Origin of the sequence: Pusillimonas sp. SM2304 (assembly GCF_031628915.1) — a bacterium.
Classification (GTDB): Bacteria; Pseudomonadota; Gammaproteobacteria; order Burkholderiales; family Burkholderiaceae_B; genus Pusillimonas_C.
Genome location: NZ_JAVLUJ010000002.1, coordinates 813,926 through 837,206, shown reverse-complemented (window position 1 = coordinate 837,206; position 23,281 = coordinate 813,926). Strand labels below are relative to the sequence as shown.

Genomic DNA, 23,281 nt, shown 5'->3' with positions numbered 1-23,281 from the left:
CGGCCATGGAACACGCTTATCCGGCCTACTACACCTGGCGGCACAAACTGGCCGCCTACGCGCTCAAGCTGACCGCCTGGGCCGTGCTGTTCTTCCTGATGCTGCCCATACTGGTCATCATCCCCCTTTCTTTCAATGCCGAACCCTTCTTCAGCTTCACGCCCGGCATGCTGCAGCTGGACCCCGAGGCCTACTCGCTGAAATGGTATCAGGCCATTTTCAACAGCCAGAACTGGATGCTGGCCATACGCAACAGTTTCTTCATCGGCATGTGCGCCACTGTCATCGCCACCACCCTAGGCACTGTGGCGGCCGTGGGCCTGGCCAGCGAGCACATGCCCTGTCGGCGGCTGATCACCGCCCTGCTGCTGTCTCCCATGATCGTGCCGCTGATTATCGTCGCCGCGGGCATGTTCTTTTTCTACACCCGCTTCAACCTGGTAGGCAGCTTCGCCGGCATCATCATTGCCCATGCGGCATTAGGCGTGCCCTTCGTGATCATCACCGTCACCGCCACGCTCAGCGGCTTCGACCGGTCGCTCTATCAGGCGGGCTTGAGCCTGGGGGCATCGCCGCTCCAGGTATTCCGCGACGTGGTCATCCCGCTGATACGCCCCGGCGTCATCTCCGGCGCGCTGTTCGCCTTCGTGACGTCGTTCGACGAAATCGTGCTGGTGCTCTTCCTGGCCGGACCCGAGCAAGGCACCATTCCCCGCCAGATGTTCGCCGGGCTGCGCGAGCAAATCAATCCCACCATCCTGGCGGTCGCCACCTTGCTGATCATTATTTCCATCCTGTTTCTGGCGACACTGGAACTGCTGCGCCGGCGTTCTGAAAAAATACGCCAGGGGGGCGACACATTGCTGTCATGAAGCCCTGCGATAATTCGTCCCGCATAGCCGGACATCCGCGCCCGGCAGCAGATCATCGACGGCAGGCAGCAGCACATGAGCAAAGTTTTCACCCTGAAGAAAAGCTTTATTTTTTTTCTGGCCATCCTCACCGTGCTGTCACTGCTGGTTCTCAGCGCGCTGCAACATCTCACGCGCAGCATAGAACATCTTAAAACCACCGAAGCGCGGCGTTATCAGGCCACCGAACTGGCCACCGACTACAAGAATCTGACGCAGGCCATGACCCGCGACGTCATGGCTTTCGTGGCCAGCGAGCAGCCCGAATTCGAAGAAAGCTACAAGCATCTGGCCCAAGTCCTGCATGGCGCGGCGCCGGATGCGAACGGCATACAGCAGGCCATGCTGGACCGCTTCAAGGCGCTGGATTTCACCGCGGACGAAATGGCCAAGCTGGAATCGGCGCACGCCCAGATGATCGAACTGGGCAAGACGGAAGTCGAAGCCATCGGGACGGCCAGCGGCCAGCTTGATGACGGGCAAGGCGGCATCAAGGTCGCGCTGCCCAATGCGCTGCTGGCCAAAGTCATGATATTCGGCCAGCAGTACGCGCAGGCATCCGCCGGCATCCAGCAGGCCATCGACGAATTCAATACCCTGCAGGCAAACCGCTACGCCCAGGATGTCGAGGAAGCCAGCGCGGCCAGCCAGCGCGCCTACCTGCTGGCGGTAGCCGCCATCATCGCCCTGCTGGCCTGCAGCGCCATGGCCCTGTGGGGCCTGTACTGGTCCATCAAGCGTCCGCTGGACCGCGGCGTGCTGTTTGCCGAACGGCTTGCGCAGGGCGACCTGACGGCCCGTGTGCCGGTCCAGCGCAGCGACGAACTGGGCAAGCTTCTGCACGCGCTGAACGGCATCGGCCATGGCCTGCATGAAGCGGTCGAGCATGTCTACGATCACGCGACCCACATCGCGACCGTGTCGCACCGGATTTCAGGCGGCAACACCCATCTGGCGGATCGCAGCAACGAACAGGCGGCCAATCTGCAGGAAACGGCCAGCTCCATGGAGCAGTTGGCCGCCACCGTCCAGCAGAACGCGGCCAATGCCGAGCAATCCAAGATCCTGGTGGATAAAGCGGTGGCGGCCGCCCACAGCGGCAGCCGGACAATGAACCATGCCGTCGCGACCATGCAGGAAGTGCGTCAGGGCTCCAGGAAAATCGCCGACATCACAAGCCTGATCAACAATATTGCCTTCCAGACCAATATCCTCGCCTTGAACGCCGCCGTCGAAGCGGCCCGCGCAGGCGCGCAAGGCAAAGGGTTTGCCGTGGTGGCGGCTGAAGTGCGCAGCCTGGCGCTGCGCTCGGCCGAGGCCTCGAAAGACATTGAGCAATTGATCAAGGATTCCGTCGCGCAGCTTGATGCCGGCGCCAACCTGGTCGATGACGCCGGCCGCGCCATCCATGACATCGTGCAGTCGGTCAACCAGGTTCAAACCATGGTCAACGAGATCGCCGGCGCCTCGATTGAACAGTCCAGCGGCATCAGCGAGGTCAGCAAGGCGGTCAACCACCTTGACGCCATCACACAGCAGAATCTGGGCATGGTGCGGGAAGCGGCGGAAGCCACGGCCTTGCAGCAGGCGCAGTCGGATGCGCTGCTGGACACCCTGCTGCGCTTTACATTGAACGGCCGCGACCTGGCGGCTGCCGCGCCAGGCCTGGCCGATGCCGCCGCCATCCAGCCGGACGAAGGCCGGGCGGCTCCCCGTTTCCTGCCCTCCCCGGCCTCCCGGATCAGCTACGCCTGAGCATCGCCAGGCCAGGCGAACCGCCAAGGCGGAACCGGGCCGGGTGCTAGGCGGCGCGCCGGCCGCGGACAAGCTGCGCCAGCAGGCCAAGAAAGGCCAGCGCCCAGGCTCCAAGCGCCAGGTAAAAGAAAATGCCGGGCACCGGAGCAAGAAAGCGAAAGCCCATGGCCTGGTTCATTTGCTCCGTACAGGCCGCGTACATCCCCAGCGGAAACACGGCCCCCCAGTACAGGGCGTCATAGCGCAGCGGAAACCGCTTGTAGGCGTAGCGCCATACGCCCAACAGCAAAAGCATGGGGATCCACCAGGTGCCGGTGGCCCAATAAAAAATGGTGAAGCCCTTCAGGAATGGCTGCAGGGATATCAGGTAAGGCGCGTCGGCCGAACGGCTGATCAACAAGGAGCCGGCCAGTGTCGAGATGGCCATCGCCCCCATATTGATCCAGTAAGGCGGCGTCAGGTCGTCCGGCGACAGCCGGAAGTAGGTATAGCGGTAGAAAATCAGCGCCATCAGCCATATATAGAGCATGCCGCCCCACAGCCACATCGACAGCGCCAGAAAGTTCAGCTCAAGGCGATACGGCTGCTGGCTGGTGGCGGCCAGCAAGACGCTGGATACCGCGATCGACTGCGTCGCCACCACGGCAAGCAGCCACCCGCCATTGATGCCGCGCTCCAGGCCGGGCTTCTCGCGCTTGACCGTCAGCACGGTGAAAATGGCATACGTGAAGCCGAACCACAAGGTCAGGGCCGCCGCCCATAAAATCGTCCCCATGTGCGTATCGCCCAGCAGCACCATGTACTGGCAGGCGAGTATGGCGCATGCCGCCACGGTGGTGAAGCACCCCGGCCCGCGCAGATGGTCCGACATATCGCTGAAAAACAGCCTCGGGTAACGCACGATGCGCAGCAGCGTCAGCACGCACAGCACGCCGAACAGGACGTTATTGAGCAGGAACAAGGCATGCGCAAGCGCGCCATGCCCCAGCATGTGCGCCGCCAGGGACACGATGCCCGTGGCCATGACCATGCCGAAGTTGGCGGGCGACATGCCGGCCAACCCCCCAAGCCGGACACCCACCGGCAGGCTGGGCGAAAAAGGAGGATGTTCGGTGGGAGGTGGGCGCATGGGGTGGAATGTGCCTCGTGGCACGATATGAATACGACAATCCGCATTTTATCCCCGCAAGCGGGCAAAGACCAGAACGCAGGGCCGGCAAGCGCATCGAAGTACAGGGTAAAATACCGGGTTACGCAAGCATATTGCCCGCCACCGACACAATCAGGAATACTTATGGAAGCCGAACGCCAAAACCTACTTGCCGCCCGCCTTGAAGACTATGCGGAGCGCCAGGCGGCCCTTCGGAGGTATCTTTGACTACGATGCCAAAGCCGAACGCCTGCATGTCGTCAATGCCGAGCTCGAAAGCGCCGACGTCTGGAACGACCCCAAGCATGCGCAAGAATTAGGGCGTGAAAAAAAATCCCTGGAAAACGTCGTCCAGACGCTTACGGACATCGCCAACGGCCTGAACGACGCGCAAGAACTGTTTGATCTGGCCGCCGACGATGACGACGACGCCACCCTAGCGGCCATCGAGCATGACACCGCCGCGCTGGGCGAACGCCTTGAAGAGCTTGAGTTCAGGCGCATGTTCTCCAACCCCGCCGACCCGCTCAACTGCTTCATGGACATCCAGGCGGGCGCGGGGGGCACCGAAGCCCAGGACTGGGCGTCTATTTTGCTGCGCCAGTACCTGCGTTACTGCGAGCGCAAGGACTTCAAGGCCGAAATCCTTGAAGAATCCGACGGCGATGTGGCCGGCATCAAGTCAGCCACCATCAAGGTCGAAGGCGAATACGCCTTTGGCTTTCTGCGCACCGAAAGCGGCGTGCACCGCCTGGTTCGCAAAAGTCCCTTCGACTCGGCCAATGGCCGCCATACCTCGTTCGCCAGCGTGTTCGTCTACCCCGAGGTCGACGACTCGGTCGAGATCGAGGTCAACCCGGCCGATTTGCGCGTGGATACCTACCGCGCCAGCGGCGCCGGCGGCCAGCACATCAACAAGACCGACTCGGCAGTGCGCATCACGCACATGCCCACCGGCATCGTCGTGCAATGCCAGAACGACCGTTCCCAGCACCGCAACCGGGCCGAAGCCATGCAGATGCTCAAGTCGCGCCTGTACGAACTTGAAATGCGTCAACGCATGGCGGAACAGCAGAAAATGGAAGACGCCAAGACCGATGTGGGCTGGGGCCATCAGATCCGTTCTTATGTGCTCGACCAGAGCCGCATCAAAGACTTGCGCACCAACGTCGAAATATCCAACACGCAGAAAGTGCTGGACGGCGACCTTGACCCATTCATACAGGCCAGCCTGAAACAAGGGGTATAAGCATGGAACCAAGTACTGTTGCCATTGTGACGGGCGCCACGCGCGGCCTGGGCCAGGCGCTGGCCCAGGGCCTGATGCAGGCCGACACGCGGCTTATCACCGTGGCCCGCAGCCACAGCCCCGAGCTGGCGGCCCGCGCCGAGCAAACCGGCTGCGTGCTGCAACAGGTCCAGTCCGACCTGGCCAACCCCGCTGCCGCCGAACGCGTTGCCAAGCAAGTGGTTGCCGGCCTGCCGCCGGGCGCCAAACGTTATCTGTTGATCAACAATGCCGGCACCGTGGCGCCCATCCACCAGGCCACCGAGCTGGACAATGCCGCGGCCATCACCGCGGCCTTCAGCCTGAATGTGACCAGCGTAATGCTGATCACGGCTGCGTTCCTGCAGGCGGTCAAGCCGCTGCTCGCGGATTGCCGCATCGTCAATATTTCGTCTGGCGCCGGCCGCAACCCCACCCCGGGCTGGGGGGTCTACTGCGCCACCAAAGCGGCGCTCGACCACTATACGCGGGTGCTGCAGTCCGAAAACCACGGCGTGCGCATCGTGTCGCTGGCGCCGGGCGTGGTCGACACCGGCATGCAGGAAACCATCCGCGGCTCCGCCACGACCGACTTTCCCAATGTAGAGCGCTTTACCCAACTGCACCAGCAGGGCCAGCTGGCCTTGCCGGCCGACGTGGCCGCCCGCATCCTGCGCTATGTTGCCCACGACGACTTCGGCGCGAATGTGCTGGACGACATCAGAAATCACGCTTAATCCACCAGAATCATGAACGAACCTACGCCTTCCAGTATTGCCGCCGACGAAAACCACCTGATTGCCGAACGCCGTGGCAAGCTGGCCAAACTGCGCGCCGAGGGGGTGGCCTACCCCAATGATTTCCGCCCCGACAACGTCGCGGCGGCGCTGCATGCCGCCTACGACGAACTGGACAAGGACGCGCTGGCCGAGGTCGACAAGCATGTCAAGGTCGCCGGCCGCATGATGCTCAAGCGCGTCATGGGCAAGGCCAGCTTTGCGACGCTGCAGGACAGTTCCGGCCGCATCCAGATCTTCCTGGACCGGAACACCGTGGGCGACGAGCCCTACGCCCAGTTCAAGACCTGGGACATCGGCGACATCGTGGCCGTCGAGGGCACGATGTTCAAGACCAACAAAGGCGAGCTCTCGGTCCATGCCGCGACGATACGCCTGCTGGCCAAGTCGCTGCGTCCCCTGCCCGACAAGTTCCACGGCGTGGCCGACACGGAACTGCGCTACCGCCAGCGCTATGTCGACCTCATCATGACGGAAGAAACGCGGCGCTGTTTCGCGGCGCGCAGCAAAGCCATAGGCAGCATACGCCAGCACATGCTCAACGCCGGCTTTCTTGAAGTCGAAACCCCCATGCTGCATCCCATACCGGGCGGCGCCGCGGCCAAGCCTTTTGTCACGCACCACAATGCGCTCGACATGGAGATGTTCCTGCGCATCGCGCCCGAGCTTTACCTGAAGCGCTTGGTCGTGGGCGGCTTCGACCGCGTATTCGAGGTCAACCGCAATTTCCGCAACGAAGGCGTCAGCCCCCGCCATAATCCAGAATTCACCATGATGGAGTTCTACGCCGCGTATACCGACTATCGCTGGCTCATGGACTTTACCGAATCGCTCATACGCGAAGCGGCCATTGCCGCGACCGGCAGCGCCGTGCTGACCTACCAGGACAAAGTCCTGGACCTGAGCCAGCCTTTCGACCGCCTGACCATTGCCCAGGCCATCCTCAAATACGCGCCGGCTTACGACCTGGCGCAATTGCAGGACGAGGCTTTCCTGCGCAGCGAGCTCAAGCGGCTGGGCGCCGATGTCAATGGCCCCGTCCTGGCACGCGCCGGACTGGGCGGACTGCAGCTGGCCCTGTTCGAGGAAACGGCCGAAGCCAAACTCTGGAACCCCACCTACATCATTGATTATCCCGTCGAGGTCTCGCCGCTGGCCCGCGCCTCCGACACGCAGGAAGGCATCACCGAGCGGTTCGAGCTGTTCATGACGGGCCGCGAAATCGCCAACGGGTTTTCCGAGCTGAACGACCCCGAAGACCAGGCGGCGCGCTTTCTGGCCCAGGTCGAAGCCAAGGATGCCGGCGACGAGGAAGCCATGTATTACGACGCCGACTATATCCGCGCGCTGGAATACGGCATGCCGCCCACGGGCGGCTGCGGCATCGGCATCGACCGCCTGGTCATGCTACTGACCGATAGCCCCAGCATCCGCGACGTCATCCTGTTTCCGCACCTGCGCCGCGAGGACTAAGACCGCGCAAGGGCGGCAGGCCCGCTTGCGGGCTGCCCGCCCTGCCGTCAGGCGGACTGAAGGCGCCTGCCCATTGCGCCGGCCCACTTGTGCGCCACCGCCGGCGACGCAATGCAGGCGGCTTTGTCGCTGATCACGCGCACCGCGCGTTCCAGCAACTGAATGTCGGCCTCGTGCTGGCGCGCCACATGGGGGTCTTCGAAAAAGATGACGCGCTGGCAGCGCTGCTCGAGCACCAGCTCGGCTATTTGCGCATCGCCGCCCAAAGGTCCGCTCAGGTAGGCTTGCACCCAGGGGGAATCCTTGGGCCACCCGCGCGACCAGGCCAGTTCGTTGAGCCGGCCGCTGGTCGTGCCGGTGCCGACCCGGCCGGCAAAGCGCGACAACACATCAAAATGCTTGTCCGCAAATTCGACCATCTGGTCCTTCAGGGCGTCGTGGGCGATCAGGGCCAGCGTCTGCCGTGAAAAATCAAAAAGGGGCGCCCGCGCCGGATCAGGCGCCAGGCCGGCGCAAAGACGCTCGACCTCTACCCATTCGATCGCGCCCATCAGGGTCGACACGAAAGGCCGGCCATGCGTAATGCACTGGCGCTTCAAGGCCAGGGCTTCGGGGAAGATAGAAGAGGGATCGACCGGGTCGATCAGATAGATGGCGCCATCGAACGGCGCTGCTCCGTCGCGGCCCTCGGTGACCCGGGCCACCAGTTTCATCAGCCCGCCCTCGCGGCCAAATGGGTAGCGGACCAGGCCGGCATGCCCCTTGAGCAGACCCGAGCGCTCAATGGCGTCGAAGGTGCGGCCCACGGTGTAGAGCTCTATGCCGAGCTCCCGTATGCCGGCCGCCGATTGCTCCAGCCACTGGAACAGGGCGGCCCCATAGGTTTCGTGATGCAGGCGGTTTGCCGCCAAGCCAAAGCGCAATACAGGTGTAGTCATGGTGACGATCAGAACACATTAAGGTGACACCGGGAAGTCATGCGCGGGGGCGCCCTGTGCCGGATGGCCTGGGATAGCGATGCGGGGGCTCCGCCCTGTGGGCGGGCGGGATTCAAACCGTGAAGGATTCGCCGCAACCGCAGGTGGCTTTTTCGTTGGGATTGGTGAACCTGAAGCCTTCGTTCAAGCCTTCGCGCCCGTAATCGAGCTGGGTGCCTTCCAGGAATGGCAGGCTTTTAGGGTCGACATACACCCTGACGCCAAGCTGTTCGAACACTTGGTCGTCGGCGTTGGGCTGATCGACGTATTCGAGCTTGTAGGCCATGCCCGAGCACCCTGTGGTGCGGACACCCAGGCGCAGGCCCAGGCCTTTGCCCCGTTTTTCGATGTAGCGGTTGATATGGTCAGCCGCTTGTTGTGTAAGCGTAATTCCCATGATTATCCCTGATGCTTTTTCCTGTAGTCCTGGACCGCCGCCTTGATGGCATCTTCGGCCAGGATGGAACAATGAACCTTGACCGGCGGCAACGCCAGTTCTTCGACGATATGCGTATTGCGTATATCAAGCGCCTGATCCAGCGTTTTGCCCTTGACCCATACCGTGATCAGGGAACTGGACGCAATGGCCGAACCGCAACCATACGTTTTGAACCGCGCATCTTCGATGATACCCGATTCGTTGACCTTGATCTGCAGCTTCATGACATCGCCCAGCGCCGGCGCGCCGACCAGCCCCGTGCCCACGCGGGTGTCGGCGGGATCAAACGAACCGACATTGCGTGGATTTTCGTAGTGATCCAGGACTTTTTCACTGTAAATCATGGACATCGATCAAGCTCCTTCCATGATTAATGTGCGGCCCATTGCACGGATTTCAAGTCTACGCCCGCCTGGGCCATTTCCCACAAAGGCGACATGTCGCGCAGCTTGCCTACCTGCCGAACCACCAGCTGTATGGTGAAATCGATGTCTTCGGCCGTGGTGTAGCGGCCCACGGTAAAGCGGATCGAGCTGTGCGCAAGCTCGTCGCTGCGCCCCAGCGCGCGCAACACATACGAGGGTTCGAGACTGGCCGAGGTGCAGGCCGAGCCGCTGGATACCGCCAGCTCTTTCAGCGCCATGAGCAGCGACTCGCCCTCGATGTAGTTGAAACTGAGATTCAGGTTATGCGGCACGCGCTGATCCAGGCTGCCGTTCAGATAGACGCCGGCTATGCCTGACAAGCCCGCCCACAGCCGATCGCGCAGCACACGCATGCGCGGGTTCTCGTCAGCCATTTCCAGGCGGGCCAGGCGGAAGGCCTCGCCCATGCCCACAATCTGGTGGGTGGCCAGCGTACCCGACCGGAAACCGCGCTCGTGGCCGCCGCCGTGAATCTGCGCTTCCAGACGCACACGCGGCTTGCGCCGTATGAACAAGGCCCCCACCCCTTTGGGGCCGTAGGTTTTATGCGCCGAAAAAGACATCAGGTCGACGTCCAGGGACTGCAGATCGATCTGGACCTTGCCTGTTGCCTGCGCAGCATCCACATGAAACACCACGCCCTGGCCGCGGCACAGCCGCCCGATGGCGGCAATGTCCTGCACCACGCCGATTTCGTTGTTGACCAGCATGACCGAGGCCAGGATGGTGTCGGGCCGCAGCGCCGCCTTGAACACGTCCAGGTCGACAATGCCATCTTCCTGGACATCCAGGTAAGAGACTTCGAAGCCCTGGCGTTCGAGCTCGCGACAGGTGTCCAGCACCGCCTTGTGCTCGGTCTTGAGCGTGATGATGTGCTTGCCCCGCCCGGCGTGAAAATGCGCCGCGCCCTTGAGCGCCAGGTTATTGGACTCGGTCGCGCCGGACGTCCAGACGATTTCACGCGGCTCGGCGTTGACCAGTGCGGCAACCTCGGCGCGCGCCTGCTCGACGGCCTCTTCGGCGTCCCAGCCGTAGGCATGGCTGTTCGAGGCCGGATTGCCGAACCGTTCGTACAGATACGGCACCATGACATCGACCACACGGGGGTCGACCGGCGTCGTGGCGGAATAATCGAGATAGACGGGAGGGGTTGCCATACATCTCCTGGAATGGGTTAAGTCAGCGTCGAAGAAGCGATCAGGACATCGGGAGACCGGTTGAGCCGGATACTGGCCTGAGCCTGCGTGGCTTCATGCAGTTGCCGCATGCGCTGTTGATCGACCAGGTCCTGCAGCGACACCGAATCAAGATAATCGACCATTTTACGGTTAAGCGTGGACCACAGTTCGTGCGTCATGCATTTTCCGGTGCTGCCATTGCGGCCGATGTTGCAGTTTTCCTTGCCGCCGCAGCTGGTGGCATCGAGCGGCTCATCGACCGCGAAGATCATGTCGGCCACTGTAATGTTGCGCGCCAGGCGAGCCAGGGAGTAGCCGCCGCCCGGCCCCCTGACGCTGTCGACCAGTTCATGCCGGCGCAGCTTTCCAAATAATTGCTCCAGATATGACAGCGAAATGTTCTGCCGCTGACTGATGGCTGCCAGAGTGACAGGCCCGCTTTGCTGCCGCAACGCCAGATCGATCATGGCGGTCACTGCAAAACGCCCTTTGGTCGTTAAACGCATCGTGATGTCCTTGATTAAGCCCGAAACACGCGGAGCGCAGCGCCATTCAGGAACACCGCACCCCGGCCGATTAGCAGGATTCCTATACCCGACTAATATAGTCCAGTATAGCAAATTCCCGACTAAAACGCTCGGCTTTAAACACGAAAAAAACAGGCCGGAAACGAAAAAACCGTGCAGCGCACGGTTTTTTACTGAAAAGGGCCTGACGGTTCAGGCTGCCTGGTATTGCAGTACGCGCTTGCGCACCATTTCCATGACGCCTTGACAGGCGTCTTCAAGATAGTCAAGCACTTTGCCAAAGCCTTCGGGACCGCCATAGTAGGGATCGGGCACCGTGGCTTCTTCGAACTCGTTGGCGAAGCGCATAAGCAGCATCAGCTTGTGCTGGTATACTTTGGGGCATTGTTGCTGCAACGCGGAAAGATTTTCCCAATCCATGGCCAGGATCAGGTCGAACTCGCGGAAATCATCGGCACAGACTTGGCGCGCCACACAGTGCGACAATTCGTAACCACGCTTGCGCGCTGCGGCCTGCGCACGCGCATCGGGCGCCTCGCCAATATGAAAGCTGTGGGTGCCAGCGGAGTCGACGCCGACCACGTCAGAGAGCCCCGCTTCGTCGACTAAACGGCGGAAAACACCCTCTGCGCTCGGCGAGCGACAGATATTACCCATGCAAACGAAAAGTACCTTAGTCATCATAAGCGAGAGTGTGAGGGAAAACCCGTTATAAGGCAAGGATTTTTGCGGCACCACATTTATGTTTCCGACCGTATTGACAAGCCGATAAATTTAAATGCAATAAGACGTTACTGCCTATTTTTGCGCTTGCTTTCACACAAAACGGCCTTTCCGAAACCCGCCGGAAAACCAATATTCATGCACTGCAACAAGCCGAAACGCGAGCAAAAATCCTTTAAAAATTAATGGTAAACCCTAATAAAGACGAAAGCAAGATCTGAATCGACCGTTCAATCGGAGCCCGATGACAGGCGCATTAAAAAACACATAATGTGGATGAATTACAACGATATGCCCTGCGCTTATAACGCGGGACTATCGGCACCGATTCCACGCTAGGACAGCAAGGCCTTCTGCTTCAGCTTGTTCAGCGCATCGCGGGCCGCCGCGGCTTGTTCGAACTCCAGGTTCCTGGCGTGATCCATCATCAGCTTTTCCAGCCGCCGGATTTCCTTGGCCAGCGATTTGTCGTCGCGCAGCACATCGGGCGAAATCTCGTCCACCATGGAAGCCTGGTCCGGCACCACCATGACGCCGTCGATCATTTCACGCACCGCCTTGCTCACGCTGCGCGCGGTGATGCCATGCGCCTGGTTGAATTCCAGCTGCTTGATGCGGCGCCTTTGGGTTTCGTCCATGGCCCGGCGCATCGAATCGGTGATCCTGTCGGCATACAGGATGGCCCGGCCATTCAGGTTGCGGGCCGCCCGCCCCATGGTCTGGATCAAACTGCGCTCCGAGCGCAGGAAGCCTTCTTTGTCGGCATCCAGGATGGCCACCAGCGACACTTCGGGAATATCCAGCCCTTCGCGCAGCAGGTTGATGCCCACCAGGACATCAAACACGCCCAGACGCAGGTCCCGAATGATTTCCACCCGCTCGACGGTATCGATGTCGGAATGCAGGTAGCGGACTTTCAGGCCGTTTTCGGCCAGATAGTCGGTCAGGTCCTCTGACATCCGCTTGGTCAGCGTGGTGACCAGTATGCGCTCCTGAACCGCTATGCGTTGCTTGATTTCGCCCAGCAAGTCATCGACCTGGGTCAGCGCCGGCCGCACCTCCACTTCGGGGTCGACCAGCCCGGTAGGCCTGACCACCTGCTCCACAATATTGTCGGAATGCTCGTTCTCGTAGTTGGCGGGCGTTGCCGATACGAATACGCACTGGCGCATGCGCTGCTCGAACTCCTCTAGCTGCAAAGGCCGATTGTCCATGGCGGACGGCAGGCGGAAGCCAAACTGCACCAGCGTCGACTTGCGTGAGCGGTCGCCCCGGTACATGGCGCTGAGCTGCCCCATGGTGACATGGCTTTCGTCGATGAACATCAAGGCATCGGCGGGCAAATAATCAATCAGCGTGGGCGGCGGTTCGCCGGGCGCGGCGCCCGACAAGTGGCGGGAGTAGTTTTCAATGCCTTTGCAGAAACCCAGCTCCTGCAGCATTTCAAGGTCGAAGCGGGTGCGTTGCTCCAGCCGCTGCGCCTCGACCAGCTTGCCGTCGGCAACCAGCGCGGCCGCCCTTTCGCGCAGCTCCATCTTGATGGTTTCGATGGCGCGCAGGACGGTCTCGCGCGGGGTCACATAGTGCGAACTGGGAAACACCGTGAAGCGCGGTACTTTCTGCTTGATCTTCCCGGTCAGCGGATCGAACATTTCCAGCGATTCGATCTCGTCGTCGAACAGGGTGATGCGCAGGGCCAGTTCGGCGTGCTCGGCCGGAAACACATCGATGATCTCGCCGCGCGCGCGAAAGGCGCCGCGCGTGAACTCCACATCGTTGCGCTCGTACTGCATCGCCACCAGCCGCCCCAGCAGCTCTTGCCGCGCAATGCGGTCGCCCGTGCGCAAGGTCAGCACCATGGCGTGGTAATCACCGGGGTTGCCTATGCCGTAGATGCACGACACGGTTCCGACAATCACGGTGTCGCGCCGCTCCAACAGGCTTTTGGTGGCCGACAGGCGCATCTGTTCGATGTGCTCATTGATCGATGAGTCTTTCTCGATGAACAGATCGCGCGCCGCCACATAGGCTTCGGGCTGATAGTAGTCGTAGTAAGACACAAAATACTCGACCGCATTATTGGGAAAGAACTCCCGCATTTCGGCATAGAGCTGCGCCGCCAGCGTCTTGTTCGGCGCCAGCACAATCGCCGGACGCCCGGTACGGGCGATGACGTTGGCCATGGTGTAGGTCTTGCCCGAGCCGGTCACCCCCAGCAGCGTCTGGTACATCAACCCATCGTTGATGCCCTCGGTCAGCGCGTCGATCGCCGCGGGCTGATCGCCCGCCGGCGGATAAGGCTGGAAAAGCTGAAACGGACTGTTCGGATACTCGATGAAGCCGGGCGCAGGTGCGTTCATACTGGACACTTTCAGGGTAAACCCCTTATTATCACACTATTGCTACCTCTTTCTCTACCTACCTTCATACTCCCCAAATGAAATCTCTCTTCGAATCCGTCGAGCTCGCTCCGCGCGACCCCATTCTTGGCCTGAACGAACAATATAACGCCGACACCCGCGCGGGCAAGGTCAATCTGGGGGTCGGCGTGTACTACGACGACGAAGGGCGCATTCCTTTGCTTGACGCGGTCAGCAAAGCCGAAGTCGCGCGCATCGAAGCGCATGCCGCGCGCGGATACCTGCCCATCGAAGGCATCCCGGGGTACAACAAAGGCGCGCAGACTTTGCTGCTCGGACACGACTCGCCCCTGGTGTCCGGCGGCCGCGTCCTGACCGCCCAGGCCCTGGGGGGCACCGGCGCGCTCAAGATCGGCGCCGACTTCCTGAAGCAGATCCTGCCAGACTCCAAGGTGCTCATCAGCGACCCCAGCTGGGAAAACCACCGCGCCCTGTTCGAGCGCGCCCGATTCCAGGTCGAGACCTACCCCTACTACGACGCGGCCAGCCATGGCCTGAACTTCGACGCCATGCTGGCCTGCTTCCAGGCCCTGCCCGAGCAGACCATCGTCGTCCTGCACGCATGCTGCCACAACCCCACCGGCGTGGACCCTAGCTTCGAGCAATGGCAGCAGATCGTCCAGGTCGTCAAAGACAGAAACCTGGTGCCCTTCCTGGACATCGCCTACCAGGGTTTTGGCGAAGGCCTGGAAGAAGACGCCGCCGTGGTGCGCCTGTTCGCCCAGCACGACCTCACCATGTTCATCAGTTCGTCTTTCTCCAAGTCGTTCTCGCTGTACGGCGAACGGGTCGGCGCCCTGACCCTGGTCTCGTCCAGCAAGGAAGAAAGCGGGCGCGTGCTCAGCCAGCTCAAGCGCGTCATTCGCACCAACTACTCCAACCCGCCCACGCACGGCGGCACAGTGGTCTCCACGGTACTCAATACCCCCGAGCTCTACACCCTGTGGACCACTGAACTGGCGGCCATGCGCGACCGCATCCGCACCATGCGCGTGCAACTGGTCGAAAAACTCAAGGCCCACGGCGTCACGCAGAATTTCGATTTCGTGCTGGCCCAGCGCGGCATGTTCTCGTATTCCGGCCTGACGGCGGCCCAAGTGGACCAACTGCGGGAAGAACATGGCGTGTACGCAGTCAGCAGCGGCCGCATCTGCGTGGCGGCGCTCAATAGCCGCAATATCGATTACGTGGCCGCGTCCATCGCCAAAGTCCTGGCCTAAGCAAGCGCCCGCCTTCCTGGCGGGCATCGCCTGTTTGCCTATCCCCGCGTGCACAGGCTTGATCTTTCCCCTGAAATACTGCAAAATCCAGACTGTATATAAATACAGTCTGGATCGTCATGGCCGTCAAGCTTACCGAGCGTCAGCAGCAAATACTCGAACTCATCCGCAGCGAAATCACCCGCACGGGCTTCCCGCCCACCCGGGCTGAAATCGCCCGCGCCCTGGGTTTCAAATCGGCCAATGCCGCCGAAGACCACCTGAAGGCCCTGGCTCGAAAAGGCGCCATCGAACTCACCGCGGGCGCCTCGCGCGGCATACGGCTTACCGGCGGCAGCCTGGCCGGCGCGCAGCACGCAGGCTCCCTGCTGGGCCGCGCCTCGTCGGCGGTCACACAGCTCATGGTGCCTTTGGTCGGCCGCGTGGCGGCGGGCAACCCCATACTCGCAGCGGAACACGTCGAGCGCGAAGTCGGCATCGAACTCGCCCTGTTCAGCCAGACGCCCGATTATCTGCTGCGTGTGCGCGGCCTCAGCATGCGCGACGCCGGCATCCTCGACGGCGACCTGCTGGCCGTCAAAAAATCGCCCGATGCCCGCAATGGCCAGATCGTGGTCGCCCGTATCGGCGAAGACGTCACGGTCAAACGCTTTGCCCGCGCCGGCAAGCGCATCGAGCTCCTGCCTGAAAACCCCGACTTCCAGCCCATCATCGTCACCGCTGACGACGAGTTCTCCATCGAAGGCATCGCCGTCGGCCTCATCCGGAACACGCCCTTGCACTAGGCGTGCTTCAGCCGGCCTCACACGCCGGTTTCGCGTATCGGCACCTGCCACGCGCCCAACATTACGAAACGGTAAGGAGACCGTAATGTTGGGCGCCTTTGCTTTTGACTAAGATTCAAGGGGTGCCCAGTACGCAGGCCGCTTTGGCCTGGAAGGAGTTTGAAGCATGGGGGATATTCACATCAATCCAGGCCTCGATCAGGATAAGCGGATTTTCAGGACGGTCAGCTTCTATGATCTGATCGACCTGATGACATTCAGTCAAATGACCTTTGGCCGTGCGGACCCGTTCCGGCTTGGAATCCAGCGCTACCCGCATCGGGAAGCAGCAGACAGCACCGACGATGCGGCCAGCCTGCGGTTTCAATCCTGGGCGATGCTGGACCATGAGCATGCCATTGACTGGTGGCCGGATGAGCCCGCTGAACCATCGATCTATCTGATTTCAAGCATCAGCGCCCTGTCGGCATCCTTGATTCCATGCGAAGGCACCGATGTATTTATCGAACAGACATGCCGCGTCATCCCGCTGCCCGGCACACCAAGGCCCCCGCAGTCCACCGTGCTGCCCCTGCTCGAGGACGAGACGCTGCTTGTCATCGTGAACGCCCAGGGCGACGCCTATCAGGGCGATCCCAGGCATAATCCCATGCGGCTTCTTGTCGACCTGCGAACATTGCTGCTGGGCGTCGTTGTGTCCCCCAGGGCTTCGATCCGGTTTGTGGAGCTTATCTCGCAAATCGTTCAGCGCACCACGCATGCCTATGTGTCGCGCGCCAACCGGCCTATAGATATCGAGCACAATTGCCTGGACATGCCCCGCATGCGGCATGCGTAAGGCATGCGGCAACACAAAGCGCATTCAGAAAAACAGGCCAGGCCCTGATCGATCAGGGCCTGGCCTGGGACAAACTGCCAGTGAACCCGCCATGACGGCGGGTTCATCAACTGCGCGTCATCAATGCTTCATGACGCCTTCTTGCGCTTCAGCGGGCTTGGCATTGGCCACCGCCTCGGCGGCCAGCCGCGCCACTTCCTCGTCTGACAGCGGCGTGGGCATGTTCTGCAAGGCGACTTCCAGCACCCGGTCTATCCAGCGCACCGGAATGATCTCCAGGTGATTCTTGACGTTGTCGGGGATATCGGCCAGATCCTTCACGTTTTCCTCGGGGATCATCACCACTTTGATGCCGCCGCGATGCGCCGCCAGCAGCTTTTCCTTCAAGCCGCCGATACCCAGCACTTCGCCGCGCAGCGTGATTTCACCGGTCATCGCGACATCGGCCCGCACGGGAATGCCCGTAAGCGCCGAGACCATGGCCGTGGTGATTGCAATGCCCGCCGAAGGGCCGTCTTTAGGCGTCGCCCCTTCCGGAAAGTGCACGTGCAGGTCGCGTTTTTCAAAAGCCGTGTTCGGAATACCCCATTTCTGGGCACGAGCGCGCACCACGGTACGCGCCGCTTCCACCGACTCTTTCATGACATCGCCCAGTGAGCCGGTACGCAGTACCACGCCCTTTCCGGGCATGTCCGCCACTTCGATGGTCAGCAGGTCGCCGCCCACTTCCGTCCAGGCCAGGCCGGTGACTTGGCCGATCTTGTTTTCTTTCTCGGCCATGCCGAAATTGAAACGCCGCACACCCAGGAAGTCGCTGAGGTTGTCGGAGGTGACTGTGACACGCTCCACATTCTGCGCGGACTGCGCCGTCTTGCGGCCGCGCGTGCGCACCGATGGGTTGGTAGCCAGCAGCTTCTTGACCACCTTGCGGCAGATCTTGCTGATTTCACGCTCGAGCGCCCGGACACCCGCTTCACGCGTGTAATAACGCACGATGTCGCGTACCGCCGACTCTTCAATGGTGACTTCGCCCTCTTGCACGCCGTTGTTCTTCATGAGCTTGGGCAGCAAGTGGTCGAAAGCGATATGCACCTTCTCGTCTTCGGTGTAACCCGACAGGCGAATGACCTCCATCCGGTCCAGCAGGGCAGGCGGAATGTTCAGCGTATTGCTGGTGGCCACGAACATGACATCGGACAGATCGAAATCGACCTCGATGTAGTGGTCCTGGAATGTGTGGTTCTGTTCGGGATCGAGCACCTCGAGCAGGGCCGAGGACGGGTCGCCACGGAAATCCGCACCCATCTTGTCGATCTCGTCGAGCAGGAACAAGGGGTTGCGCACAGAGACCTTGGCCATGTTCTGCAGAATCTTGCCCGGCATCGAACCGATATAGGTACGGCGGTGGCCGCGGATCTCGGCCTCGTCGCGCACGCCGCCCAGCGCCATGCGCACGAACTTGCGGTTCGTGGCGCGGGCAATGGATTGGCCCAGCGAGGTCTTGCCCACGCCGGGAGGGCCGACCAGGCACAGGATGGGCGCTTTGAGCTTGTCGACCCGCTGCTGGACAGCCAGGTATTCGATAATGCGCTCTTTGACCTTTTCCAGGCCATAGTGGTCGGCATCCAGCACGCCTTCCGCATTCGAAATGGAGTTGTTGATGCGGCTTTTCTTGCGCCACGGCAGGCCGATCAGCGTATCGATGTAATTGCGCACCACGGTGGCTTCCGCCGACATGGGCGACATCAGCTTGAGCTTCTTGAGCTCCGCGTCGGCCTTTTTCTGGGCTTCCTTGGGCAGTTGCGCTGCCGTGATCTTCTTTTCGAGCTCTTCGATGTCTGCGCCTTCTTCGCCTTCGCCCAGCTCTTTCTGTATGGCCTTGACCTGCTCATTCAGATAGTAATCGCGCTGGCTTTTTTCCATCTGCTTCTTGACGCGGCCACGAATGCGCTTCTCGACCTGAAGGATGTCGATTTCGGATTCCAACTGGGCCAGCAGGTTTTCAAGCCGTTCCGACGTGCCGGTGACCTCGAGCATTTGCTGTTTTTGCTCGAGCTTGAGCGGCAAATGGGCCGAAATGGTGTCGGCCAGACGGCCGGCGTCATCGATCCCCGTCAGGGAAGTGAGTATTTCCTGAGGGATTTTCTTGTTGAGCTTGACGTATTGCTCGAACTGCGCGACCACCGCGCGGCGCAGGGCTTCGGATTCGGCGCCCTCGTCCGCATCCGGTGCGATCGGCACGACGATGGACATGAAATGGGTGTCCGCTTCGCGTACCGACTGGATGGTGGCGCGCTGCAGGCCCTCGACCAAGACTTTGACAGTGCCGTCGGGGAGCTTGAGCATTTGCAGAATGCTGGCGGCGCAACCGATGCTGTACAGGTCTTCGGGGGTAGGATCGTCTTTGCTGGCCGACTTTTGCGCCACCAGCATGATGTTGTTGCCTGATTCCATGGCCAGCTCCAGCGCCTTGATGGAGCGCGGGCGGCCGACAAACAGCGGAATCACCATGTGTGGAAATACCACTACGTCGCGTAAAGGCAACAGCGGCAAGTCCGTGGGTTCTGAAGAGAGAATCTGGCTTGCAGACATAGTCATTTCCTTAAAGTTTACCTCTGGATGCAAAAGGGAAGCCTTGGCCTCCCTTTTTAGTACTACCTATAGGTGCATGTAGTGACGATAGCCAGTATTTCAAGTCTACAAAGCGCGAATCCTGCTTTATATAGGGGTATTCTACAAGCCCCGCTATGCGGCCGCATTCTTCAGCTTCTTGCCGGCGCCTTCTTCGGGGGCCGCGGCATGGTTCTTGTCCTCGTCCTGATAGATGAGCATGGGCGTACCTTTGCCGGTAATGGCGTTTTCATCGAGTACGACGCGTTTGACATCTTTATTCGACGGAAGTTCATACATGGTGCCCAGCAAAGCCTGCTCGACGATGGAACGCAGGCCTCGCGCCCCTGTGCGGCGCTTGATGGCGCGCTTGGCAATGGCCGACAGCGCACCCGGGCGCACATCGAGTTCGACCTCTTCCATTTCAAACAGCTTTTGGAACTGCTTGATCAGGGAGTTCTTGGGTTCGGTCAAAATGCGCACCAGCGTATCTTCCTGGAGCTCTTCCAGCGTTGCCACGACGGGCAGACGGCCCACCAGTTCGGGAATCAGCCCGAACTTGATCAGATCTTCGGGTTCGACCTCGGCGAACAATTCACCCACGCCGCGCTCGGTCTTGGCACGCACCGATGCCGAAAAGCCAATGCCGGAACGTTCGGTGCGGTCGCGAATGACCTTATCCAGCCCATCGAAGGCGCCGCCCACGATGAACAGGATGTTGGTCGTGTCGACCTGGACGAAATCCTGGTTCGGATGCTTGCGGCCGCCCTGAGGCGGCACCGATGCGACCGTGCCCTCGATCAGCTTAAGCAGCGCCTGCTGCACGCCCTCGCCGGAGACGTCGCGGGTAATGGACGGGTTATCGGCCTTGCGCGAGATCTTGTCGATCTCGTCGATGTAGATGATGGCGCGCTGGGCCTTGTCCACATCGTAATTGCAGTTCTGCAACAGCTTCTGCACGATATTTTCGACATCCTCGCCCACATAGCCGGCTTCGGTCAGTGTCGTGGCGTCGGCCATGACGAAAGGCACATCGAGCATACGGGCCAGTGTCTGGGCCAGCAGTGTCTTGCCCGAGCCGGTCGGGCCAATCAGCAGAATATTGCTTTTGGAAAGCTCGACGTCGTCCCCTTTGACTTCGCCATAGCGTATCCGCTTATAGTGGTTGTAGACCGCGACGGCCAGCGTGCGCTTGGGCGTATCCTGCCCGATGACGTAGCCGTCAAGAAAACCTTTTATCTCTTGCGGCGTGGGCAGTTCGTTGCGTATGGCATCGCGTGCCGCTTCCTGGCTTTCTTCGACAATAATGTCATTGCAAAGATCGATACATTCATCGCAGATGAACACTGACGGCCCTGCGATAAGCTTGCGAACCTCGTGCTGGCTTTTATTGCAAAACGAGCAATGCAATACTTTATCGTCCGCCGATCCTTTTTTTTCGGGCATAAAACTCTTCGTTAAGTTCAGTGGACAGGACGACACGCGCCTGTCGGGTATTAACCGGCAAGCGCCACGGGCGCCCGCCGACCTGCTGGTCTTAGGCCTCGTCGGAGCGAGAGACCAGTACTTTGTCTACTAAACCATACGATACCGCATCTTCAGCCGACATGAAATTATCACGCTCGGTGTCTTCGGCAATGCGCTCGACTGGCTGGCCCGTGTTCTTGGCCAGGATGGTGTTCAGGCGTTCACGCAAGCTGAGGATTTCCCGCGCCTGGATCTGGATATCGGAAGCCTGGCCCTGAGCGCCGCCCGAAGGCTGGTGAATCATGATGCGGGAGTTGGGCAAGGTGTAGCGCTTGCCCTTGGTGCCGGCCGCCAGCAGGAATGCACCCATGCTGGCCGCAATGCCCGTGCACAGGGTGGACACATCGGGCTTGACGAACTGCATGGTGTCGTAGATGGCCATGCCGGCGTACACCGAACCGCCGGGCGAGTTGATGTACAGCGAAATGTCCTTCTCGGGATTTTCCGATTCCAGGAACAGCAGCTGCGCCACCACCAGATTGGCGGAATGGTCGTTGACCGGCCCGACAAAGAAAATGACGCGCTCGCGCAGCAAGCGCGAGTAGATATCGTAAGACCGCTCGCCACGGCCCGACTGTTCAATCACGATAGGCACGTAGCCCAGCCCCGTCGGGGTCACCGAGTCACCACCATACATTGAGGCGTAAAAATCGGTAAATCGTGACATTTAGTTGGTCCCCATGAGTTCTTCGAACGCAACGTCTTCATCGGTAACCTGGGCCTTGGACAGCACGTGTTCGACCACGTTGTCTTCAAGCACGATGGCCTCGATTTCGGCGCGGCGCTGACGGTCGGAAAGGTAATACGCGACAACCTGCGCGGGCTGCTCGTAGTTTTGCGCGAATTCTTCAATGCGCGTGCGCACCTGCTCGGGCTTGGCTTGCAGATCGGCCGCTTGCACCAGCTCGGAGACCAGCAGGCCCAGACGCACGCGGCGCTCGGACTCGGCCGTGAAGGCGTCGGCCGGGATGGGCATGGAGTCGGCATTGGGCACGCCGCGCTGCTTGAGTTCTTCGCGGGCGGCGCTGACACGGCCTTGCGCGTCATTGTCTACCAGCGCCTTGGGCACGTCGAAAGAGCAAGCCTCGACCAGGGCGTCCATGACGCTGGCCTTGGTGCGCGCCTGGGCACGGACCTTGACTTCGCGCTCGATGTTGCTGCGCACGTCGGCCAGCAGTTTTTCGACGTCGCCTTCGGCCTGGCCCAGCGACTTGGCGAATTCGGCATCCACTTCGGGCAGAACGGCCTCGGCCACTTCAGTGACGGTGATCTTGAATTCGGCGGTCTTGCCGGCCACTTCCTTGCTGCCGTACTCTTCGGGGAAGGTCAGGGGGAAGGTCTTGGATTCGCCGGCCTTCATGCCGCGAACGGCGGTTTCGAATTCGGGCAGCATGCGGCCCTGGCCCAGCACGAACGGGAATTTCTCTGCCGAGCCGCCGTCAAACGCGACACCGTCGATCGAACCGACAAAATCGAGCGTTACGCGGTCGTCATCCTGGGCTTCGCGGCCCTCGCGGACTTCGTAGCTGGCGCGCTGCTTGCGCAGGATGTCGATCGTGCGCTGCACTTCGGCTTCGCCCACTTGCACGTTGGCGCGCTTGACCTGCAAAGCCGCCAGGTCGGGCACATCGACCTCGGGATAGACTTCGAAGGTGGCCGAGAAAGCCATGACGCCTTCTTCCACGCCTTCGGTCTTGGGCTCCAGGTTGGGCGTACCGGCCACGCGCAGTTTGGCTTCCCCAATGACCTTATCCAGCGAACGGCCCACTTCGGAATTGATGACGTCGTAGCGGATGCCGGGCCCATGGCTACGCTCGATCAGGGAAAGCGGCGCCTTCCCTGGGCGAAAACCCTGAACTTTGGCAGTACGAGCGACACGTTTGAGTTGCGCCTGGACTTCTTTTTCTACGTCGGCGACCGAAACGACCAGATCAACACGGCGCTCCAGACCAGACAAAATTTCAACCTCGGGCTGCATTAGGGACCTATATAAATGAATAATTGAAGAAATGAACAGAACATTTTACCGGAAACTCGCCAAGACAATCCAATTCCCCTGCGCGCCCCTATGGCGGACCCCCGTGAATCGGCATGGAAGCGCGGCGTTCCCGGCAAATAAAACCCGCTTGCGCAAGGCCAGCGGCCGGCCGGCACGATCGGCCTGCCTTCGGCTTGCCCCGTGGAATCGTCCTTGCCCCCTCCCTCTATATATGACGTCACGGATACGATGCCCCGGGCGCAGCGCAGGCCCGGCGGCCC

At 60.9% G+C, this 23,281-nt stretch carries 20 protein-coding genes; 8 read left to right on the top strand and 12 right to left on the bottom strand.

Features of this window, described 5'->3' with window-relative positions; translation table 11 throughout:
* Positions 1-5 precede the first annotated feature (5 nt).
* Positions 6-872: an ABC transporter permease gene (locus RE432_RS12970; protein WP_310933816.1), complete on the top strand. Its 867-nt coding sequence runs from the start codon at positions 6-8 to the stop codon at positions 870-872.
* A gap of 75 nt (positions 873-947) precedes the next feature.
* Positions 948-2,666: a methyl-accepting chemotaxis protein gene (locus tag RE432_RS12965; RefSeq protein ID WP_310933815.1), complete on the top strand. Its 1,719-nt coding sequence runs from the start codon at positions 948-950 to the stop codon at positions 2,664-2,666.
* A gap of 46 nt (positions 2,667-2,712) precedes the next feature.
* Here the strand turns inward: RE432_RS12965 and RE432_RS12960 are convergent, their stop codons facing one another.
* The gene (locus RE432_RS12960; RefSeq protein WP_409079855.1) at positions 2,713-3,795 is read right to left on the bottom strand and encodes a tellurite resistance/C4-dicarboxylate transporter family protein; all 1,083 of its coding nucleotides are present in this window, start codon (positions 3,793-3,795) and stop codon (positions 2,713-2,715) included.
* Positions 3,796-3,960: 165 nt separating this feature from the next.
* Between RE432_RS12960 and prfB the strand changes: the two genes are divergently transcribed.
* The 3 genes from prfB (at position 3,961) to lysS (ending at position 7,353) form a co-directional block, all read left to right on the top strand.
* Positions 3,961-5,065 (top strand): peptide chain release factor 2 gene (gene prfB, locus RE432_RS12955; protein ID WP_310933814.1). Its coding sequence is split into 2 segments (ribosomal slippage): positions 3,961-4,041 and positions 4,043-5,065, totalling 1,104 coding nucleotides; the frame shifts between segments, so codons are not numbered across the junction.
* A gap of 2 nt (positions 5,066-5,067) precedes the next feature.
* Positions 5,068-5,820 (top strand): SDR family oxidoreductase, encoded by a 753-nt coding sequence (locus tag RE432_RS12950; RefSeq protein ID WP_310933813.1) that lies wholly within the window; start codon positions 5,068-5,070, stop codon positions 5,818-5,820.
* Between the two features lie 12 nt (positions 5,821-5,832).
* A complete protein-coding gene (lysS, locus tag RE432_RS12945) occupies positions 5,833-7,353 on the top strand; it encodes a lysine--tRNA ligase (protein WP_310933812.1) in 1,521 nt (506 codons plus the stop codon).
* Positions 7,354-7,400: 47 nt separating this feature from the next.
* On the opposite strand, the gene RE432_RS12940 is transcribed toward lysS, so the two are convergent.
* The 7 genes from RE432_RS12940 to uvrB all read right to left on the bottom strand — a co-directional run bounded on the left by RE432_RS12940 (position 7,401) and on the right by uvrB (position 13,982).
* Positions 7,401-8,291, bottom strand: coding sequence for a methylglyoxal synthase (locus tag RE432_RS12940; protein WP_310933810.1), 891 nt, complete (start codon positions 8,289-8,291; stop codon positions 7,401-7,403).
* 112 nt (positions 8,292-8,403) lie between these two features.
* On the bottom strand, positions 8,404-8,727 hold the full coding sequence (gene iscA, locus RE432_RS12935; RefSeq protein WP_310933809.1) for an iron-sulfur cluster assembly protein IscA: 324 nt from the start codon (positions 8,725-8,727) through the stop codon (positions 8,404-8,406).
* Between the two features lie 2 nt (positions 8,728-8,729).
* Positions 8,730-9,113: a Fe-S cluster assembly scaffold IscU gene (iscU, locus tag RE432_RS12930; RefSeq protein WP_310934227.1), complete on the bottom strand. Its 384-nt coding sequence runs from the start codon at positions 9,111-9,113 to the stop codon at positions 8,730-8,732.
* A 26-nt stretch (positions 9,114-9,139) separates the two neighbouring features.
* Complete coding sequence (locus RE432_RS12925) at positions 9,140-10,351, bottom strand: IscS subfamily cysteine desulfurase (protein WP_310933808.1); 1,212 nt, start codon at positions 10,349-10,351, stop codon at positions 9,140-9,142.
* Positions 10,352-10,368: 17 nt separating this feature from the next.
* On the bottom strand, positions 10,369-10,878 hold the full coding sequence (gene iscR / locus RE432_RS12920) for a Fe-S cluster assembly transcriptional regulator IscR (protein ID WP_310933807.1): 510 nt from the start codon (positions 10,876-10,878) through the stop codon (positions 10,369-10,371).
* Positions 10,879-11,091: 213 nt separating this feature from the next.
* Entirely contained in the window at positions 11,092-11,583 is a 492-nt protein-coding gene (locus tag RE432_RS12915; RefSeq protein WP_310934225.1) for a low molecular weight protein-tyrosine-phosphatase, read from the bottom strand.
* 374 nt (positions 11,584-11,957) lie between these two features.
* Positions 11,958-13,982 (bottom strand): excinuclease ABC subunit UvrB, encoded by a 2,025-nt coding sequence (uvrB, locus tag RE432_RS12910; protein ID WP_310933806.1) that lies wholly within the window; start codon positions 13,980-13,982, stop codon positions 11,958-11,960.
* Between the two features lie 77 nt (positions 13,983-14,059).
* On the opposite strand from uvrB, the gene RE432_RS12905 reads away from it, so the two are divergent.
* From RE432_RS12905 to RE432_RS12895, 3 genes are all read left to right on the top strand, one after another.
* Positions 14,060-15,262: an amino acid aminotransferase gene (locus RE432_RS12905; RefSeq protein WP_310933805.1), complete on the top strand. Its 1,203-nt coding sequence runs from the start codon at positions 14,060-14,062 to the stop codon at positions 15,260-15,262.
* Positions 15,263-15,381: 119 nt separating this feature from the next.
* The gene (gene lexA / locus RE432_RS12900; protein WP_310933804.1) at positions 15,382-16,047 is read left to right on the top strand and encodes a transcriptional repressor LexA; all 666 of its coding nucleotides are present in this window, start codon (positions 15,382-15,384) and stop codon (positions 16,045-16,047) included.
* Positions 16,048-16,213: 166 nt separating this feature from the next.
* Positions 16,214-16,885, top strand: a complete 672-nt coding sequence (locus RE432_RS12895; protein ID WP_310933803.1) for a hypothetical protein — start codon at positions 16,214-16,216, stop codon at positions 16,883-16,885.
* A gap of 120 nt (positions 16,886-17,005) precedes the next feature.
* Here the strand turns inward: RE432_RS12895 and lon are convergent, their stop codons facing one another.
* The 4 genes from lon to tig form a co-directional block, all read right to left on the bottom strand.
* Positions 17,006-19,477, bottom strand: a complete 2,472-nt coding sequence (gene lon / locus RE432_RS12890) for an endopeptidase La (RefSeq protein WP_310933802.1) — start codon at positions 19,475-19,477, stop codon at positions 17,006-17,008.
* A gap of 153 nt (positions 19,478-19,630) precedes the next feature.
* On the bottom strand, positions 19,631-20,941 hold the full coding sequence (clpX, locus tag RE432_RS12885; protein ID WP_310933801.1) for an ATP-dependent Clp protease ATP-binding subunit ClpX: 1,311 nt from the start codon (positions 20,939-20,941) through the stop codon (positions 19,631-19,633).
* Between the two features lie 91 nt (positions 20,942-21,032).
* A complete protein-coding gene (gene clpP, locus RE432_RS12880) occupies positions 21,033-21,689 on the bottom strand; it encodes an ATP-dependent Clp endopeptidase proteolytic subunit ClpP (protein ID WP_310933800.1) in 657 nt (218 codons plus the stop codon).
* Positions 21,690-23,000: a trigger factor gene (gene tig, locus RE432_RS12875; RefSeq protein ID WP_310933799.1), complete on the bottom strand. Its 1,311-nt coding sequence runs from the start codon at positions 22,998-23,000 to the stop codon at positions 21,690-21,692.
* Positions 23,001-23,281: the final 281 nt, after the last annotated feature.

Excerpts from the sequence above, each read along its gene's own strand:
- uvrB (WP_310933806.1), bottom strand. The coding sequence starts at position 13,982 with ATGAACGCACCTGCGCCCGGCTTCATCGAGTATCCGAACAGTCCGTTT.
- iscA (WP_310933809.1), bottom strand. The coding sequence starts at position 8,727 with ATGGGAATTACGCTTACACAACAAGCGGCTGACCATATCAACCGCTAC.
- RE432_RS12965 (WP_310933815.1), top strand. The coding sequence starts at position 948 with ATGAGCAAAGTTTTCACCCTGAAGAAAAGCTTTATTTTTTTTCTGGCC.
- clpX (WP_310933801.1), bottom strand. The coding sequence starts at position 20,941 with ATGCCCGAAAAAAAAGGATCGGCGGACGATAAAGTATTGCATTGCTCG.
- lysS (WP_310933812.1), top strand. The coding sequence starts at position 5,833 with ATGAACGAACCTACGCCTTCCAGTATTGCCGCCGACGAAAACCACCTG.
- RE432_RS12915 (WP_310934225.1), bottom strand. The coding sequence starts at position 11,583 with ATGATGACTAAGGTACTTTTCGTTTGCATGGGTAATATCTGTCGCTCG.
- clpP (WP_310933800.1), bottom strand. The coding sequence starts at position 21,689 with ATGTCACGATTTACCGATTTTTACGCCTCAATGTATGGTGGTGACTCG.
- RE432_RS12950 (WP_310933813.1), top strand. The coding sequence starts at position 5,068 with ATGGAACCAAGTACTGTTGCCATTGTGACGGGCGCCACGCGCGGCCTG.
- tig (WP_310933799.1), bottom strand. The coding sequence starts at position 23,000 with ATGCAGCCCGAGGTTGAAATTTTGTCTGGTCTGGAGCGCCGTGTTGAT.
- RE432_RS12940 (WP_310933810.1), bottom strand. The coding sequence starts at position 8,291 with ATGACTACACCTGTATTGCGCTTTGGCTTGGCGGCAAACCGCCTGCAT.
- lexA (WP_310933804.1), top strand. The coding sequence starts at position 15,382 with ATGGCCGTCAAGCTTACCGAGCGTCAGCAGCAAATACTCGAACTCATC.
- RE432_RS12970 (WP_310933816.1), top strand. The coding sequence starts at position 6 with ATGGAACACGCTTATCCGGCCTACTACACCTGGCGGCACAAACTGGCC.
- RE432_RS12905 (WP_310933805.1), top strand. The coding sequence starts at position 14,060 with ATGAAATCTCTCTTCGAATCCGTCGAGCTCGCTCCGCGCGACCCCATT.
- RE432_RS12960 (WP_409079855.1), bottom strand. The coding sequence starts at position 3,795 with ATGCGCCCACCTCCCACCGAACATCCTCCTTTTTCGCCCAGCCTGCCG.
- iscR (WP_310933807.1), bottom strand. The coding sequence starts at position 10,878 with ATGCGTTTAACGACCAAAGGGCGTTTTGCAGTGACCGCCATGATCGAT.
- RE432_RS12895 (WP_310933803.1), top strand. The coding sequence starts at position 16,214 with ATGGGGGATATTCACATCAATCCAGGCCTCGATCAGGATAAGCGGATT.
- lon (WP_310933802.1), bottom strand. The coding sequence starts at position 19,477 with ATGTCTGCAAGCCAGATTCTCTCTTCAGAACCCACGGACTTGCCGCTG.
- RE432_RS12925 (WP_310933808.1), bottom strand. The coding sequence starts at position 10,351 with ATGGCAACCCCTCCCGTCTATCTCGATTATTCCGCCACGACGCCGGTC.
- iscU (WP_310934227.1), bottom strand. The coding sequence starts at position 9,113 with ATGATTTACAGTGAAAAAGTCCTGGATCACTACGAAAATCCACGCAAT.